The sequence below is a fragment of the Wenyingzhuangia heitensis genome (assembly GCF_011762155.1).
Classification (GTDB): Bacteria; Bacteroidota; Bacteroidia; order Flavobacteriales; family Flavobacteriaceae; genus Wenyingzhuangia; species Wenyingzhuangia heitensis.
On the sequence record NZ_JAASQL010000001.1, the window covers coordinates 1,226,830 to 1,244,850 of the forward strand.

The following is an 18,021-nucleotide window of genomic DNA, read 5'->3' on the forward strand; positions in this document are numbered from 1 at the left end:
GGGAAGATTAAAAATGAAGATACAATTTTAAGACTATTTATGAATATCTATTTATACGCTATTGATTAAATATTAAACAGAGTTAACTTTTTTAAGTGATGGAATGATTTTTTATTTAAAGGTTCAAATTAAAAAAAGGGACTGTGAAAGTCCCTTTTTTACTAAGTTTTATTTTGATCTTAACTCTTAGGAGTGTGAATATAATCAAAATAATCTGTAAGTAGTTTCACTTTTCCAGGAGACATATCTCTGGTAATAGGCATTAATAATGTTGTGTTTTCATAAGGCTTAGAAACACGTTGTTTAATTACTTGATATACTTGTTGACTTATTAAAACTTCATTGTTTAAAGGTAAACGCATAGACATAGCAGGAAAAACAATATAATAATAACGTAAGACTTCTGAGTATACAAAATCCCAAGTGAATTTTTGAGTTTCTGGTAGTGTAGAATAATCATCATTAGGATACGTTCTAACAACCATGTAGTAATTGGCAGACTCTGCTCCGTTTATTGTTAAAGAAACCTGTTTTAAACCTGCCTGAATCCAGTTGGTGTTTAATTGAAAGGCTTTAGCTTCTGATGCTTTAATTATTGTTGAGCCTTTGTATGTATTGGTGTTTGCATCTAAAAGTGTGAAATTAATGGGGTTCCCAGATTTATCGCTAAAACCAACATTCATTTCTGTGTATTGGTTAAATGCAGCAGCCAGTTGTCCACTGTCAGAAAAAACAATATCAACATGTAAATCTTCTGTAACTTGTTGTCCTTGTTTGGTAATGTTAAAATTTAGGTTTTTAGTTTCGTTAGGATTTATATAAATTCCTCTATCATCACTAATAATTCTATAGGTTTGCTCACAAGCATACGTAGCTGTTATAGAGTTATCTGTGTTTAATGCTACCAATAACAAATCCCCTTGATGGAATTGCTCAATTTGAGTGTCATTTAGAACAATATCAACCAAACCACCACTAGTGTAATAGGTTGTATGGTTGTATGGAATTTTACATATTACAGAAGTTTTTCCACTGTTTTTAACGGCTAAATATAAATTACCAGGATCAGCTGTAGGACTCATCGTACTTAAATCATCTCTTTTAGCTCTTGGTTTTGGCTTTATAAAAGTACTCGCCATGTTTAAAGATAAAACTTTATCTGTTAATTGTACATAAGTGTCTGCTGAGCAAATATTAGAATTGTTACTAGCATCAGATTTTAATATTCTCCCTGGTAAACAAGTAGCAGCTTCATCATCATTCCAAATCCCTATAGAACCAATAGTGTAACCTAATACGGGATTTATAGGTGCATTTCCTTGTTCATACTCTGATATAATTGCCTGTCTTGAATAAATGGTCATCACTTCAAACATGGTAAATACAACGGTAATTCCTTTTGCTTTTTTAGCTTCTTCTACAAGTGCTGTAATTTGTGGGTTTGATGTATCGTATTCCCAATCTTGATTGTATTCAAAAGAGAGTTGCCAGCAGGTATTTGCAATTCCAAAACCAGGCGGTTGTATGTTTATAGATTTTGCTTGAAAATTTCCTTCTTGTGTGGCTGTATTAATGGTTTGTAAAGATCTAGTATAACATTTTGTGTTTTCGTGAATTCTTAGAATAGGATTTTCGTTACCTCCAATTTGCAAGCCTCCTACTAGAATTTGAGTGCAAGATGTTCCTGTAGCATCTACATCAACCATAATTGGAGAACCTACTGGAGTTTTACTTTGATTGGCAGGATCTAAGGAACCCAATAAATAAATTCCTTGATCTATAATGTTTCCTGTTTCTTGAATATTGTTAGGAGTTCCAAAAGAAGAAATTTTAGCGTTGTTGAACTTGGTCACATAATCTCCATAATAATTCCATCCAGGATTTGCTTTTAAGTTTTGAACAGCTTGTTCATCTGTAAGGTTGCTTAATAATGGAGATAACATTGCTTTAACAGGATCTACCATAAATTGATTCACATCATCATTATTAGCGGTACAAACATTGGTAGAGATTCCTCCCCAAAAGTTAATTCTATAACTGTTTAAATAAGACATATTGCAATTTTTTAGATTAATTAGTTAGAACTTTGCGCTTCTAAGAATAAGAAACTATAATCAGTTTTTATGTTGTTAAAGCTAGCAGTGCTATGGCAACCCATACAGCTACTATTTTGCTGAATGTAAGTTTCCATGGTGGTGTTTGCAGAAATATTTGGTGTGGGTGTTCCTTGTGGATTTCCTGGGTCGTTAGGATCGGCAGGCCATTGCATTGTAATTAATTGATAGTTTTTCCAAACAGTTCCTTGTAGTAGTTTTTGCCATTTTGTATTTGTGTTTTGTGCAGATACAGGTATGGGAGTTGTTCTTACAACTTGAGAAGCAAAATTAGGTTTAGCACTGTTTGCTGGCTGTTCTTTGTTTTCGGGGCATTTATTTGTTGGACATTCTGGGTTGTAATACGAAAAGTGTTTGCTTTGATTTGTTGTATTAACTGTAGGAGCATTGTTTGTGTGTTCAAAAGTAGCCCATACCCACTGAGGAGAATTTTTAGATTTGTAAATAATATGCAAGCCAACAAGTCCTACTGTAGCTGTTCCTATATTTTCAATATCTGCCTCGCAGGTAAAAAACTCTGACTGGGTATCGTTATTCCCCATAATTTTCCATGCTGATTTTACTTCCATGCTTTCAGAATCCATATTCATGTTAGTGTTTAGCTTAGCAAGGTTGGCAGCATCATAATATTGATGATTATATATAAAATCAAATTCTGTTTGATTCATATATTTTTCATAATAGGTGTATTGCAAATTTTGATCTACCAAAGGTCCACCTACTGCTTGAGCAGTTGAAGACAAACGTTCTTTTATGGTAGGATCAACTTTAGAAATTGTTGATAATTTTAATTTTTTAGTATAATCCGTATTCCATGGAGCTGGTTTTTGCCCATTGGGAAGAAAAATACTTTCTGAGGTTCTAAAGGTTTGCCACACTACAGTTCCTGAATCACCTATTTTTTTAGAAGAATTTGCAACCCCTCTTTTTGAGGTGTCTGCAGGCCAGTTAAGAGCTACAAACATTTGCCAGGCATAATTGTCAAAATTAGCTTGAGTTCTTGTTTTAGGATCGTTAGTAGGAAAGGTAGCTTGTAATTCTACATTTGTACTTGTTTTTTCTGAGAGTTCAGAATATCGGGCTGGTTCTTCAGAAATAGCCTTGGAGGCCATAAATATAAATACGGCACATCCTAAGATCATAAAGCTTAACTTTTTCATAGTTTTTTTAGTTTTTGTTATTGGTGTTTAGGTCATTGTTGTTTTTAGGACTAAAAGCAATCTTTATTTTTTGCGAAAAGAGATTGCTTTTTGATGATATACGATATTGGCTGTTTTGTAAAAAAAAACAACCAATAAAAAATGTGTAAGGGAAAATAATAGGAGAGAAGATACCAATTACTAGAGGAGCTAGTATTGTTATGGTAATCTGTTTTAAAAAGAGTGTTTATATTTTTAAATAATATAAATACCATCAGTATAGACACTAATGACATAACATGCCAAATTAGTGTAGTTAGAATTTCTTTTATCATAGCAACATAAATATAATATTAAAAAATTATATGAAGCTAAATAATTAAAGATATTAAAACTAGTCTCTTAGGTTGTGTGTTTTAATTGGTGTAGTTGATAAAGAAAGGCTTTTAAATACTTGTATTTAGTCAAAACAACAACATTTTTTTTGTTTTATTGATGGTTTTTGGAATTTAAATTGTTGTTGGTTTAGGTGGTTAATAATTCAAAAATTCTTTGAGCACTTCTCACAGCACCTTCCATATAGCCAAAATAACTTATAGAGGTTTCTGTACCTGCAATCCACAATTTATGATTGTAATAAGATTTTTGAAAAGCATGATCACCATTGTTTTGATGAGGTAATACCAAATCATCATATTCCGTAGAAGTGTATTTTTCACTTTTCCAAACCATTTCTTCATAGGTAAGAAAATCTCTTACTTGTTTTCCATAATACTTTTCTAACTGTAATAAAGCCAATTCACAACGTTCTTCTTTGGTTGTTTTGTGATATACTCCGTTAAAAAAACCTTTTAAGGCGTAAAGATTGTCTTGTTGGTTTGAGTGATCGTACATTTCTGGTATAGGGCCAACATTGCTAAAAATAGTTCCGCTTAAATTATGCTCTCTCCAAAAGGGAGTTTTAAAAGTGAATCCAATTTTTATGGATTCTCCCATCCAGGTATGTGTGTTTTTGGCTGTTTGATAAAAATTATTTTCTAATTTAGGATCAAAAGTAATGGTGTTTGTTAGTAAGTGAGGAGGAAGGGTTGATATTACTACATTACCAATATAATTTTGATTGGTTGTTTTTACAATCACTCGATCATCTTCATGTAGAATGGTAGTAACTTCTTGATCTATAATTAGATCATCCTTGTTAATGTGTTGTGCTAGTTTTTGAATTAATTGTTCTGTTCCTCCGGTTAGCCTATAGCTAGGTTCTTGATTTTTAGGGAGCTGTACAATTTGTGGGGGACTTGTAGAAATGGGTTCGTAAACGGCAGTTGTTCCTAAAACTTGTTCAAACAAAGTAAGGTTTAGTTCTTTTAATAAACTTAAAACGTTTGTATGTTGTTTGGCAAACCAAGTGGCTCCTAATTCTATAGGAGCATTGTTAGGCGTTTCTTTTGTGTAAATTCTTCCTCCGATACGATTTTGAGCTTCAATAATTTTAAACTTACAATTTGTTTTGCTTAAGTAGTAGCCAAGTGTTAGCCCTGTTAAACCTGCTCCAATAATTATAATTTCTTTATTGCTGTTATTCATCTTATTTGTTTCTAGTAAATAGGTCTACAAACTATTATTTTCTTACAGAAGAACAAAACTCCATGAAGTATAAATTCATGGAGTTTTGTTTTTTAAGGAAATACTTATTATAAGTTTGGTTGTGGAGTCATTCTTAAATAAGGTTTAACCTCTTTGTGTCCTTTAGGAAATAACTCAGGAATGTCTTCGTTTTTAACTGCAGGAGTTATTACGACATCCTCTCCATTTTTCCAGTTAGCTGGAGTAGCAACTTTATGGTAAGCTGTTAATTGTAAAGAATCAATAACTCTTAATATTTCGTCAAAGTTTCTTCCTGTTGATGCAGGGTATACAATAATCAATTTTACTTTTTTGTCTGGATCAATAATAAATACAGAACGTACTGTTAATGTGCTATCTGCGTTTGGATGAATCATATCGTATAAGTCAGATACTTTTTTGTCCTCATCTGCAATAATTGGAAAATTAACAATTGTATTTTGAGTTTCGTTAATGTCTTTAATCCATCCGTGATGAGATTCTACACCATCTACACTTAATGCTGCTACTTTTACATTTCTTTTAGAAAACTCTTCGGTGTATTTTGCCACAGTTCCTAATTCTGTAGTACAAACAGGAGTGTAGTCTGATGGATGTGAAAATAAAACACCCCAACTGTCTCCTAACCATTCGTGAAAATTAATATCACCTTCTGTTGTTTGTGCTGTAAAGTCTGGTGCAATGTCACCTAATCTTAATGTGCTCATAATTCTTTTTTTATTAATTGTTTTATGTATTGGCTACATATATCCAAGCTTTTTTACCTGAATTAAATGTAGCTTCTATTCTTTTGTAATCAGACACTTCATAAGCATCTGCTTGTTGTAATTCTTCGTCAGTGATTTCAAAAATCATACCTTTTATTTCATCAATTGTGTTGCTGGAAATTTTAGCTATGGGATGGTATTCTTTTCCACTTTTAGTAATAACATCTATGTCGGTAATTTGTAGTTTGCCTAACACATATCCTTTTAAAGAGTCATTATATCCTGTTAAAAGTCGTCCAAAAGATTCTAGCTGTACCTTTTTAAATTGTAGTGTTCCGTAAGAAAATAATAAGTGCATTCTTTTTATTTAATAGGATTAAAGTTAATGTTTTAATTGCTTTTTTGGATTGATTTTTATCAATAAAAAAAGGGGAGTTAGATGTTTTCTAACTCCCCTTTAGAATTATAAATTCTTAAAAAATAATTTGTCATCAATAGCATCTAATTCTACAGAACTTTGATTACTGATGTTTCCAGCTAAAATCTCTTTAGACAAAAGATTTAAGACTTCTTTTTGAATTACACGTTTTACAGGTCTAGCACCAAATTCAGGATCATATCCTTTTTGTGCCAATGCTAATTTTGCATGATCTGTAGCGGTTAATGTAATTTCTTTGTTGGCTAACAAATGTGTTAATCCTTTTAAGTGAATTTCTACAATTTGAGAAATTTCTTTTAGGTTTAACGGAGTAAACATTACAATTTCATCAATACGGTTGATAAATTCGGGTCTTACAATTTGTTTTAAATTTTGTAAAACATCTACTTTTGCTTGTTCTGCAATAGTTTCTCTGTTTTGTTCTGTTGCTTTTTCAAAACGGTCTTTAATAATTTCTGCTCCCATATTAGAAGTCATAATTATAATCGTGTTTTTAAAATCTGCAATACGTCCTTTATTGTCTGTCAATCTACCATCATCTAACACTTGTAATAAAATATTAAAAGTATCAGGGTGTGCTTTTTCAATCTCATCTAATAATACAACAGAATATGGCTTACGTCTTACGGCTTCGGTTAATTGTCCACCTTCATCATAACCTACATATCCTGGAGGTGCCCCCACTAATCTACTTACAGAATGACGTTCTTGGTATTCACTCATGTCTATACGAGTTAATGCGTTTTCGTCATCAAATAAATATTCAGCCAAGGCTTTTGCTAATTCGGTTTTACCTACTCCAGTTGTTCCTAAAAACAAGAAACTTCCCAAAGGTTTTTTAACATCTTGCAATCCAGCTCTAGAACGTCTAACGGCATCAGAAACAGCTTCAATAGCATCTTGTTGTCCCACAACTCTTAAATGCAGCTCGTCTTCTAGTTTTAATAATTTTTCACGTTCGCTTTGTAGCATTTTTAGCACCGGTACTCCTGTCCATTTGGCTACAATTTCTGCAATATCATCTTCAGTAACTTCTTCTTTAACCAAAGAGTTTCCTTGGTTGTTAGCCAATTCTTTTTGTGCTTTTTCTAATCTTTCTTGAGCTTCTTTAATTTTACCATAACGCAATTCTGCCACCAAACCATAGTTTCCGTCTCGTTCTGCCTGACTTGCTTCTTGTTTGTATTGATCAATTTCATCTTTTACGGTTTGCACATTATCTACAATGTCTTTTTCCGATTTCCATTGCGTATAAATACTATCTCTTTTTTCTTTAATATTGGCTAATTCTTTACGTAAAATGGCTAGTTTTTTTTCGTCTTTTTCACGTTTAATAGCTTCAATTTCAATTTCTAATTGCATTACTTTTCTGTCTAAAGCATCTAGTTCTTCGGGTTTAGAGTTGATTTCCATACGCATTTTTGCAGCAGCCTCATCCATTAAATCGATGGCTTTGTCTGGTAAAAAACGAGAAGTAATATAACGCTGACTTAATTCTACAGCGGCAATAATTGCACTGTCTTTAATTTGAATTTTATGATGAGCTTCGTACTTTTCTTTAATACCACGCAAAATTGAAATAGCACTTTCGGTATCGGGTTCATTAACAACTACTTTTTGAAAACGTCTTTCTAAAGCTTTGTCTTTTTCAAAGTATTTTTGATACTCGTCTAACGTTGTTGCACCAATTGCTCTTAACTCTCCACGAGCCAAAGCGGGTTTTAAAATATTTGCAGCATCCATAGCACCTTCACCACCACCAGCACCTACTAAGGTGTGAATTTCATCAATAAACAAAACAATGTCTCCTTCTGCAGAAGTTACTTCTTTTACCACAGATTTTAAACGTTCTTCAAATTCACCTTTGTATTTTGCTCCAGCAATTAAAGCACCCATGTCTAAAGAAAACACATGTTTGTCTTTTAAGTTTTCGGGAACATCTCCTTTTACAATACGTTGAGCCAAACCTTCGGCAATTGCAGTTTTACCTACTCCGGGTTCTCCAACTAACATAGGGTTGTTTTTGGTTCTACGTGATAAAATTTGTAAAATTCTACGAATCTCCTCATCACGACCAATTACAGGATCTAATTTACCCGTACTAGCTAGTTTGTTTAAATCTTTTGCATATTTGTTTAAGGCATTGTAAGTTTCTTCTGCACTTTGAGAAGTTACTTTCTGACCTTTTCTAATTTCATCAATAGCAGATTTTAGGCCTTTTTCGGTAACACCTTGGTCTTTTAAAAGTTGACTAACGGTGTCTTTATTATTTAACAGAGCCAATAATAAATGTTCTATAGATACGTATTCATCGCTCATTTTTTTAGCAATAATATTTGCATCTGCTAGTGTTTTTGCACTTGTTGAAGACAATCCAATTTGTCCGCCCGTTACTTTTGGGAAACTTTGTAATGTGTTGTCTAATATTTGTGGTAATAAAGAAACATTAACTTGTAATTTTTTTAATATAAAAGGAGTTACATGCTCATCTACTTCTAAAATGGCTTTAAAAATATGAGTGTTCTCTATTTGTTGGTGTTCCAATCCTTGTGCAATTTGTTGTGCTTGTTGTACAACTTCTTGCGACTTTATGGTGTAATTGTTAAAGTTCATAATTGTTGGTTTTAAGGATTTTTAAATTCTTTTTTGCTAGCTTTTATTTATGAGGTTATAGCAATTGTTATTCCTTTGGTTTGAAACGGAATAATTGTCTTGTAATTAGACAGTTTGTCTGTGTATATTGATGGTTTTAAGACTTTTTGTCTTGTTTGTAAGCTGTTTGTATTACAACGACTGATTTTACTAATAAATAGTAAAAGAAGCAATATATTTGCTTTAGTATATAATTATAATAAGATAGTGTATGGGATTTTTTGACAAAATATTGGGAAGTAAATCAGAAGGTGGAGAAAAAGCATCAAAAGTAAATTGGAATGAATTAACAACAGTCGATCAATTGAACGATGTTGTAGAGGCTTCTAAGCAGAATAAAGTTGTTATTTTTAAACACAGTACACGTTGTAGTATTAGTGCAAGTGTGTTAAATAAGTTTGAAAAACAAATAGGAGAGGAGTATACGTTGTACTTTTTAGATTTAATAGCACACAGAGACATTTCTGCTGCAATAGCAGATAAATTCAAAGTTGTTCACCAATCTCCACAAGCAATTGTGTTAGAAAACGGTGAAGTAACTCAGCAAGATTCACATTACGGAATTTTAGAATTAACATTGTAATGTGTTTTAAATCAGTTTTTTAGCTGTTTTTAGGTTTCTAATGTTAATTTAATGTTAATTTAATGTTGTTCAATTGTAAAATAGTTGTATCTTTGTCTTATCAACATAAATACAACTATTATGAAAACTACATTATTAATATTATCATTATTCGTTGGACTGGTTACATACGGTCAAAAAGACAATGTAAAAGTTCAAAAACAAGGAGATTTATATGAAGTAACACTTTTCCATGAAAATGGATTGGTATCACAAACTGGATTTATTACTGCGGATAAAAAATTACATGGAACATGGAAGTCTTTTGACAATAAAGGTCAAAAAGTATCTATGGGACATTACGAGAATGGAAAAAAAGCTGGAAGATGGTTTTTCTGGAAAAACAATACAGAAGCTTTAACACAAGTAGACTTTGGATCTGATTACAGAATTGCAAGTGTTTATGAGTGGAAAGGAAATTCTCAGTTAGCAGACAATGAAAGCGAAGACTAAAAATTTTCTTAAATAAAATAAAAGCCACTCAATTGAGTGGCTTTTTTTATGCAACACTTTCTGTAGTGTTTTCTTCTGAAACTCCTGGGGTAATGCAAACTGTTTTGTCTAGTCCTTTTAAATAGGCATAAAAGGTACTACATCTTGCACAGTTTAATAATTCAACAAAAAACAATAGTTTCAGAAACTTCTTTTTGCGTTTTTTAGAACGCAGTGTTGAGTTACAACACGGACAGATTCTTTTTTTCATCGTATTCGTTTTTTGATTTATAGTTTATAAAATTATGTAAAAAAATAGCCAATCAACTTGATTTTAGTTAATTGGCTGTCAGTTTTGTTGTTTTTTAGGTACTATAAAATATATTTTTCTATTACTTCTGCCACTCCATCATTATTGTTAGAGGCTACAATAACATCTGCTTTGTGTCTTAATTCAGGAGTAACATTTTCTACCCAAACACCTAGGCCGGCAAATTCAACCATGGTTAAATCATTACCTGCGTTCCCTACCGCAATAGTTTCTTCTTGTTTAATTCCTAATTGTTGTATTAGTCTGTTTAGCGTTGCTGCTTTGTCTATTCCTTGGGGCATAACTTCTAAAAAGAAAGGTTTAGATCTAGCAATACTAAGATCTGGTCTTACTTTTTTTAGGTTAGTTTCTATTGTTTTTAAATAAGTAGGTTCTTCTAATAATAAACATTTTACACAGTTTTGGGTAACGCTTTCTTTTAAATTAGTGACCTTATGATACGGCATACCTGTTAAGTTTTTTTCTACATCTATGTATTCAGAATCTTGAGTTCCTATAATAGCTCCGTTATAGTATGTAATAAAAGCAGTATTGTTAGCCTGGCTGTAGTCATATAGTTGATGAATGTCTTTAACTTTTAGCGTTTGTTCAAAAATACACTCTTCTGTAGTCATATTTATAATTTGACCTCCGTTAAAAGAGATAATATAAGAATTGTATTTATCTAGCTCTAATTCTTTTGCAAAGTTAGTCATAGCAGGAGTTGGTCTTCCTGAAGCTAAAACTACATATACACCTTTTTCTTGTGCAGCTTTAATGGCTTTTTTATTTCTGATTGATATAGTGTGATCATCCGTTAGCAAGGTGTCGTCCATATCCAATACAATCATTTTGTAGTTCATTTATTATAGTTTAAAAGAATTAGAAGTTTTGGTTTGTAATAATACTTTGTAATTGACGTTTTACATCATTACTAGTGTCTAAAATCATTTGATTATTTGTAGGAAACGGAATTTTTTTATTAGAAAGCCAGTTTAAATGTATGTCTGTTAATGCTCTTTGATCTCCTTTTTGACTTGCATAATAATGCTCAAAAATAAATTCACTATTTAAAGGAATACTAGACAATGTTTGTTGATTGTCAAACCTTAAAAAACGAGCTGTTGCTTTAATAGTACAATTTTTGCTTTGTAAAAACTGATGAAAAGTACTTGTTACTTTTACCAATTTGTCTTTTTTAACATCGTTTCCGTCTTTGTCCTTTTTTACATTTCCCTTTTCATCTAAAACATATTCTTTACCATCTACTATTTCTTTTTCTTGTACCAATAAGGTTTCTTTAATACGTTCTGGACTCAAGTTTATTTGATTATAGGTTACTTCCATCACATAATCATAAGTGGTGTTTTCGTCAAAAGAGTTTAGATAATTAATCCAATAATTATCTAAATTGTAGTCGCTTAAATCTAAAATAGTATTAGCTAATTGTTTAGGAATTACTTTTCCAGTTTTGTTTTTAAATGCTACCAGCACATAATCTGTTCCTTTGGTTTTTGAGTTGTTTATAAGTTGCGGAACATCTTTGTAGTTAGAGTTAATACTTTGTAGGTACTTAAAATCTTCATGAGCTTCTCTAATAAATTGCTTGTTTTTACTGATTAGTTTATCATTGGCTTTGTAATACAAATAATCAGATAAGCTGTCTCTTACGCTTAAAGTCTGATTTGTATAATTATCAAATTTAAAAGTAAATCCATCTATAGGCATTAACGGACGAATTTTGTTTTGTCTATTTTCTAAATGTAACAACGTATTAAACTTTTGTTCTAAACTTTCAGGATTTGTGTCTTGACTTAAATAATCAAGAGTACGTTTGTCTTTTGCAACAGCTTTTTGATAAGATTCAAATAATAACTGATGAAAATCAGGAGCTTTTTTTCCGTATCTGTTACTTTGTAAATAAGTTAAAGCCTGTTCAATAGCTTGGTCATAGTTTCCTTGAGCTAAATGTTTTTGAGAAGTTTTTAATCCTGAGCAGCTTACTATAAAAAGGAATAGAAAAAAATAAGGTAGTTTTTTTATCATAGGAATGTTTTTTTTAGATAAGCCAAATTTTGAGCCAAACTTTATACGTGGACTTTTAGCGGTAATTGTTTCTTTGTTAACGAATGCAAAAGTAAAATTTTCTGTTTTGTATTGATAAAAAAATAGAATAAAGGATAGCTTTCTGAATAGAAGAATTTTATAGTAATATATTCTTAGTACTTTTAGTAAAGCATGAATAAATATTTCTTATTTTTGCAATTCATTTTCAACCTCAAAAACACCTAGAATATGAAACGTGATCAAATCATTTTTGATTTAATTCAAGACGAAAAAGAAAGACAATTAAAAGGAATTGAATTGATTGCTTCTGAAAACTTTGTTAGTGAACAAGTGATGGAAGCGCAAGGTTCTGTTTTAACAAATAAATATGCTGAAGGATATCCAGGTAAAAGATACTATGGAGGATGTGAAGTAGTAGATATTGTTGAACAATTAGCTATAGATAGAGCAAAAGAATTATATGGAGCAGCATACGTAAACGTACAGCCTCACTCAGGTTCACAAGCAAATGCAGCGGTTTATTTTTCTGTATTAGAGCCAGGAGATAAAATTTTAGGTTTTGATTTATCTCACGGTGGTCACTTAACACACGGTTCTCCGGTAAACTTTTCAGGAAAAATTTACAAAGCAGTTCATTATGGTGTAGATAAAGAAACGGAGGTTTTAAACTACGATAACATTATGGAAATCGCAAAAGCGGAAAAACCAAAAATGATTATTGCAGGAGCATCATCTTACTCTAGAGATATTGATTTTGCTAAGTTTAGAGAAATTGCAGATGCCGTTGGAGCTTATTTGTTAGCAGATATTTCTCACCCATCCGGAATGATTGCAAAAGGAATCTTAAACGATCCAATGCCTCACTGTCACTTTGTAACAACAACGACTCACAAGACTTTAAGAGGTCCTAGAGGAGGAATGATTATGATGGGTCAGGATTTTGACAACAAAGACGGTATTACTTTAAAAAACGGAAGTTTAAAGAAAATGTCTGCTATTATTAACAGTTCTGTATTCCCAGGAATGCAAGGTGGACCGTTAGAGCATGTTATTGCTGCCAAAGCTATCGCTTTAGGAGAAGCATTACAAGATGAATATTTACACTACCAAGTTCAGGTTAAAAAGAACGCAGCTAGATTGGCAAAAGAATTAGTGGCTAAAGATTATAAAATTATTTCTGGAGGTACAGACAATCACTGTATGTTAATAGATTTAAGAAATAAAAATCTATCTGGTAAAGATGCTGAGCAAGCATTGGTAAAAGCAGATATTACAGTGAACAAGAACATGGTTCCTTATGATACTCGTTCTCCATTTGTAACTTCTGGTATCCGTTTAGGAGCTTCTGCAGTAACTACTCGTGGTTTAAAAGAAGACGATATGGCCGTGGTTGCCAACTTTATTGATGAAGTAATTAACAACTTTGAAAACGAAGAAGTTTTAGAAGGAATTGCTAATAAAGTAAACGACTTTATGCAAGACAGACCTTTGTTTCAATGGTAATTCATAAAGAATAAAAATACATCTATGTAAATAGGTATATTCAAAACCAGAGAAGTAAACTTCTCTGGTTTTTTGTTTTTTAATGAAAACTACTAAATCAATTTAAATAAATGATAAAGAAAATAATGATAACAATCTTACTAATTATAGGTTTCCTAATTGTAGCATATATAGCATTTAATAAATTTTATCCAAGTTTTGGAGGAGATGTTTCTGAAGAAGCACAATTGATTTATAAACAATCAAAACAATTTAAAGATGGAAAATTTCAGAATACAAATCCAGTTCCTGAAAAATTAAGTTTTTCTGAAAACATAAAATTAGCCTATACTTTTTTTACCACAAAAGTACCTAACAGTCGTCCTGCTAAAAATTTAAAAGTTGATAAATTAGAAGCAAATGAAGTGGCAAATTACAAAGGAGAAACAAGATTGGTTTGGTTTGGACATTCTGCTTTTTTATTGCAAATAGATGGGAAAAATATATTAATAGACCCTATGTTTGGAAAAGTAGCAGCCCCACATCCGTTGTTGGGAGGAGATCGTTTTAATAGCGATTTTCCTTTAGATATTGATAAATTACCAGAGATAGATGCTGTTGTTTTTTCTCATGATCATTACGATCATTTAGATTATGAATCGGTTTTAAAAATAAAACACAAAACAAATCATTTTTATACACCTTTAGGAGTGGGCACACACTTAAAAGCTTGGGGAATTGATGAAACCAAAATAACTGAAATGGATTGGTGGCAAGAAGTTAATTTTAAAGAATTGAATTTAGTTTGTACCCCTGCACAACATTTTTCTGGAAGAAAACTGAGTAACGGACAAAGTACTTTGTGGAGCTCTTGGGTAATTCAATCAAAAAAAGAGAATATTTATTTTAGTGGAGATAGTGGTTATGCCAATCATTTTAAAGAAATAGGAAATAAGTATGGTCCTTTTGATTTGGCGATGATGGAATGTGGACAGTATAATGAGATGTGGTCAGACATTCATATGATGCCCGAAGAAACTGCACAGGCAGGAATAGATGTGCAAGCAAAAAAAATAATACCAATTCATTGGGCAGGTTTTAAATTAGCATTACACACATGGACAGATCCTGTAGAGCGTGTTCAATTAAAAGCCAAAGAGTTAAACCTAAAAGTGATTACTCCCAAAATAGGAGAGCCAATTATAGTAAAAGATTCAATTAGTAAATATGCCAATTGGTGGAAAAATATTGAAGAATAAAAAAAGAGGTTCATTTTGTAAAATGAACCTCTTTTTTTAAGTTATGTCTTGTCTTAATATATTGATAGGCTTACCTATTAGGATTAGTTTTTAAAAATTTTAGCAGCTTGGGTTATATATGAGTTTTGACAAAAAATAATATAGACTCCTTTTTGCAAATTAGGAATGGTAAAATTTACCTGATTATTTATTAGAGAGTGTGTTTGGTTGTAGATTAAAGCTCCTACTGTAGAATGTATTTTTACTTCTAAAGAATCATCATTATTGCTGTTGGGTAACGCAATGTTTATTGTATTTACAAACGGATTAGGCGAAATAGTAACATTGGTAGTAGAGTTGATATTTGGAGTAGAAAGATTGGGTTCTTCTTTTATAACAACTGTTGAATAGTCTGAGTATCTTCCATTAACAGCAGTTGCCCAAATTTTAACATTACCTTTTTTTATTGGAGTAACCAATCCGCTCTGATTTACGGTTGCTACAGAAGGATTTTCTGACTTCCAGATAATTGTTTCACGATCAAATTCGTGTTGGATAATTTGTGCTGATAATTGAATTTTTCCACCGCTGTTGTATTCTACTGCGTTGGGAGTAACATCAATAACTTGAATGTTTTCACCATCTTTAATTTTACCTTTGTAAAAACCACTACCTAGCGTAGCCATCCATATTTCTGATGGATTTTTTAGATCAAAACGGATGTCTTCTATGTGGTTAGGAGAAGCAATATTAGTGTTATTCTTTTCCCAAGTTAATCCTCTGTTTTTACTGTAATATACTCCAGGGTTTAATGCCAAATGTTCTACGGTAACGGTTAGTAAATTGGAATCATACGGAGAAACATCGATATGCTCTGCACCATCATAATTAAAAATTTGATTCCAATTTTCGCCAAAATTATCCGTATACCAAACACCATTACCATTACCTCTATAGCCTGTGGTAATATACATTCTGTTGGTGTGATCAAATACAATTTTGTTGACTCCCTCTATAGAAGAAGGTGTGTTTATTTTAGTCCAGCTTTCACCTCTGTTGGTTGAGTGATATAAGCCACCATTTGCTAGTGGAATAATTTGACTGAATGTGCTTTTTTCTGCTGCTACAAATAAAGATTGCTTAGAGTCATCTCTTGGATCAAAAGCAATATCTTCTACTCTAACAGGACTTGGCAGGCCGTTGTTTCTTGTAGAAAAAGTTTTACCATAATCATCAGAATAATAAAACCCTCCCATGCTTTGTTTGGATGCTGTTTTAATATCGGTAATACCAAAGTATAAATGTTTATTATCTATAGGGTCTACAGTTAGTGCGTTGGTGTAAAAATCATCTCCCCAAGCGTTGGTTGCTGGTGTGGCAACACCGTAGTTAGACCAAGTTAGACCTCCATCAGTACTTCTAAAAATATTTTGTTTTTCAGCTTGTCTGCTAGAGGTACCATAAATAGTTTGTGCATCATAAGGATCAAAAGCTATAGTGATTACGGTTTGTTGTGCACTTTTTATATATTTTAAAGCTTGTCTATTATCAGGACTATCGTTGGTAGGAATCCAGACTCTATGTTCACCAGAACCTAAAATAGCGGTTTCGTAACGCTGATCTTGTGCAATATCTAAAGCGGGTAAATTACTATTTCCGTGTCCTATAATATTTCCGTTAGCGGTATAATCTTCATCAACTTGTTGCCAACTAACTCCGTTATCTGTACTTAACATGGTACTGTGATCAGAAATAATCATTACACTACCATCAACTCCTACATCTAATCCACGCATAGAACGCAAAGCATAATTATTTCCAGATTGCTGGTGAGGTGATGAATGTCCTACCGTCATATTTTCATGATATGGATTGCCTCTAGAAGTCCAATAATCTTTGTCAGCTTCCCATACATGTTCGTAAAGTCTTGCTGTGTTAGTCCATTTAGTACCATCATTACTAGTGGTCCATAATCTACCTGGTACAATAGAGTTTGCTGTTTGTGGATCTGCAAAACCAATATACAAAGCACCATCCCTACTAGGGTCTGTACTTATCATGTTAAAAATTTGTAGAGCTTGGGTTGGTAAAGTGGGATAGGTTGTTTTTGCCTCAGATTCAGAAATCTCAAACCATGCCGAAATGTATTTGTAATAATTTGCAGCAGTACCTCCTGTAAGTTGATTGATATCTAATCCTAAATTCCCTGTAATATTTGTCCAAGTAGTTCCGTTATCGTTAGATTTAAAAATTCCTCCTGTACAGTTTGTTGTATTACCATTGGGGATGTACTGTGTCTGGTCTATTGCGTATAACGTAAATTTGTTTGTAGTTGTATTGTAGTAAAAATCCATGTCCATAATAATTTCATTGTCTAGTTGACCAGATGAGATATTTGTCCAAGTAGTTCCTCCATTATTAGAGCGATACAAGCCATAGTTAGAAGAAGCAAAAACTTGTTGTGAGTTGTTAGGATTCACAATAATTCTACCTATTTGTGCCTTTGTGTTTATACCAGAATTAACCAAAGTCCAGCTAGCACCTGCATTGGTAGTTCTCCATAATTTACCTTCGTTGGTTGCAGAGAGTCCGTGAGGGGCAGCAGCAGTAATTTGTTGGTAGCAAGACAACCATTCTTGACCTCTAACATTAGAACCACCGCCTACAAACCAAATATTTTTATCATTAGGATCTATTGCCAAAGAAGCAACTTTTTTTTCCCAACCACTTTTATCATATCCATTACTATCTTGTTTGTACCAAGGACAATGCGTTATGTTTGTCCAAGTTTTTCCTAAATCAGTAGTTTTCCATAACCTAGAGGATTCTATAGCTAATCCAAAATTGGTATCACTGGGAGAATAATACAAATCTCTTATGTGGTAAAAATCTCCATTTCCATCGTAATCTTTAATACTTTCCCACTGTTGTCCGTTGTTGTTAGATTGATAAATATTCCACATGTCAGGACATTCAACTACCAATCCGGGAATGGTAGGGTGGTATCTAATTAAATTGGCAAAACCAGCATTACCTGGTCCTACTTGATTCCAAATAATTGAGTTTTCTGAAACCACAGGTTCATTTTGTAGGCGGTTGAAAAAGCTAGATGCAGTTTCTTGACTGGTGGACAAAAAAGGAATTATAAAAATAAAAAGTACAAAATTTAGTTTTTTGTATGTCATTTTTGAAG

General features: G+C 32.3%; 14 protein-coding genes. 4 read left to right on the plus strand and 10 right to left on the minus strand.

Going from position 1 to position 18,021, the window contains the following annotated elements; translation table 11 throughout:
- Positions 1 to 179: 179 nt before the first annotated feature.
- From FHR24_RS05255 to clpB, 6 genes are all read right to left on the minus strand, one after another.
- Complete coding sequence (locus FHR24_RS05255; RefSeq protein ID WP_167184908.1) at positions 180 to 2,054, minus strand: hypothetical protein; 1,875 nt, start codon at positions 2,052 to 2,054, stop codon at positions 180 to 182.
- 20 nt (positions 2,055 to 2,074) lie between these two features.
- Positions 2,075 to 3,274 carry a hypothetical protein gene (locus FHR24_RS05260; protein WP_167184911.1) on the minus strand — a complete coding sequence of 400 codons (1,200 nt, stop codon included), beginning with the start codon at positions 3,272 to 3,274 and terminating at the stop codon, positions 2,075 to 2,077.
- Between the two features lie 504 nt (positions 3,275 to 3,778).
- Positions 3,779 to 4,840 carry a flavin monoamine oxidase family protein gene (locus FHR24_RS05265; protein WP_167184914.1) on the minus strand — a complete coding sequence of 354 codons (1,062 nt, stop codon included), beginning with the start codon at positions 4,838 to 4,840 and terminating at the stop codon, positions 3,779 to 3,781.
- Between the two features lie 107 nt (positions 4,841 to 4,947).
- The gene (locus FHR24_RS05270) at positions 4,948 to 5,586 is read right to left on the minus strand and encodes a peroxiredoxin (protein ID WP_167184917.1); all 639 of its coding nucleotides are present in this window, start codon (positions 5,584 to 5,586) and stop codon (positions 4,948 to 4,950) included.
- A 22-nt stretch (positions 5,587 to 5,608) separates the two neighbouring features.
- Positions 5,609 to 5,944: a gamma-glutamylcyclotransferase family protein gene (locus tag FHR24_RS05275; protein WP_167184920.1), complete on the minus strand. Its 336-nt coding sequence runs from the start codon at positions 5,942 to 5,944 to the stop codon at positions 5,609 to 5,611.
- 105 nt (positions 5,945 to 6,049) lie between these two features.
- Positions 6,050 to 8,638: an ATP-dependent chaperone ClpB gene (gene clpB / locus FHR24_RS05280; RefSeq protein WP_167184922.1), complete on the minus strand. Its 2,589-nt coding sequence runs from the start codon at positions 8,636 to 8,638 to the stop codon at positions 6,050 to 6,052.
- 250 nt (positions 8,639 to 8,888) lie between these two features.
- On the opposite strand from clpB, the gene ytxJ reads away from it, so the two are divergent.
- Positions 8,889 to 9,260: a bacillithiol system redox-active protein YtxJ gene (gene ytxJ, locus FHR24_RS05285; RefSeq protein WP_167184925.1), complete on the plus strand. Its 372-nt coding sequence runs from the start codon at positions 8,889 to 8,891 to the stop codon at positions 9,258 to 9,260.
- Positions 9,261 to 9,380: 120 nt separating this feature from the next.
- On the plus strand, positions 9,381 to 9,752 hold the full coding sequence (locus FHR24_RS05290; protein ID WP_167184928.1) for a toxin-antitoxin system YwqK family antitoxin: 372 nt from the start codon (positions 9,381 to 9,383) through the stop codon (positions 9,750 to 9,752).
- Between the two features lie 46 nt (positions 9,753 to 9,798).
- Here the strand turns inward: FHR24_RS05290 and FHR24_RS05295 are convergent, their stop codons facing one another.
- From FHR24_RS05295 to FHR24_RS05305, 3 genes are all read right to left on the minus strand, one after another.
- Positions 9,799 to 10,002, minus strand: a complete 204-nt coding sequence (locus FHR24_RS05295) for a hypothetical protein (RefSeq protein WP_167184931.1) — start codon at positions 10,000 to 10,002, stop codon at positions 9,799 to 9,801.
- 101 nt (positions 10,003 to 10,103) lie between these two features.
- Positions 10,104 to 10,904, minus strand: coding sequence for a Cof-type HAD-IIB family hydrolase (locus FHR24_RS05300; protein ID WP_167184934.1), 801 nt, complete (start codon positions 10,902 to 10,904; stop codon positions 10,104 to 10,106).
- 19 nt (positions 10,905 to 10,923) lie between these two features.
- Positions 10,924 to 12,087, minus strand: coding sequence for a hypothetical protein (locus FHR24_RS05305; RefSeq protein WP_167184937.1), 1,164 nt, complete (start codon positions 12,085 to 12,087; stop codon positions 10,924 to 10,926).
- 249 nt (positions 12,088 to 12,336) lie between these two features.
- Here FHR24_RS05305 and glyA point away from each other — a divergent pair, with 249 nt between their 5' ends.
- Entirely contained in the window at positions 12,337 to 13,611 is a 1,275-nt protein-coding gene (gene glyA, locus FHR24_RS05310; protein WP_167184940.1) for a serine hydroxymethyltransferase, read from the plus strand.
- Positions 13,612 to 13,721: 110 nt separating this feature from the next.
- Positions 13,722 to 14,849: an MBL fold metallo-hydrolase gene (locus tag FHR24_RS05315; RefSeq protein WP_243846502.1), complete on the plus strand. Its 1,128-nt coding sequence runs from the start codon at positions 13,722 to 13,724 to the stop codon at positions 14,847 to 14,849.
- An 83-nt stretch (positions 14,850 to 14,932) separates the two neighbouring features.
- Here FHR24_RS05315 and FHR24_RS05320 read toward each other — a convergent pair whose 3' ends face one another.
- A complete protein-coding gene (locus tag FHR24_RS05320) occupies positions 14,933 to 18,013 on the minus strand; it encodes a VPS10 domain-containing protein (RefSeq protein WP_167184944.1) in 3,081 nt (1,026 codons plus the stop codon).
- Positions 18,014 to 18,021: the final 8 nt, after the last annotated feature.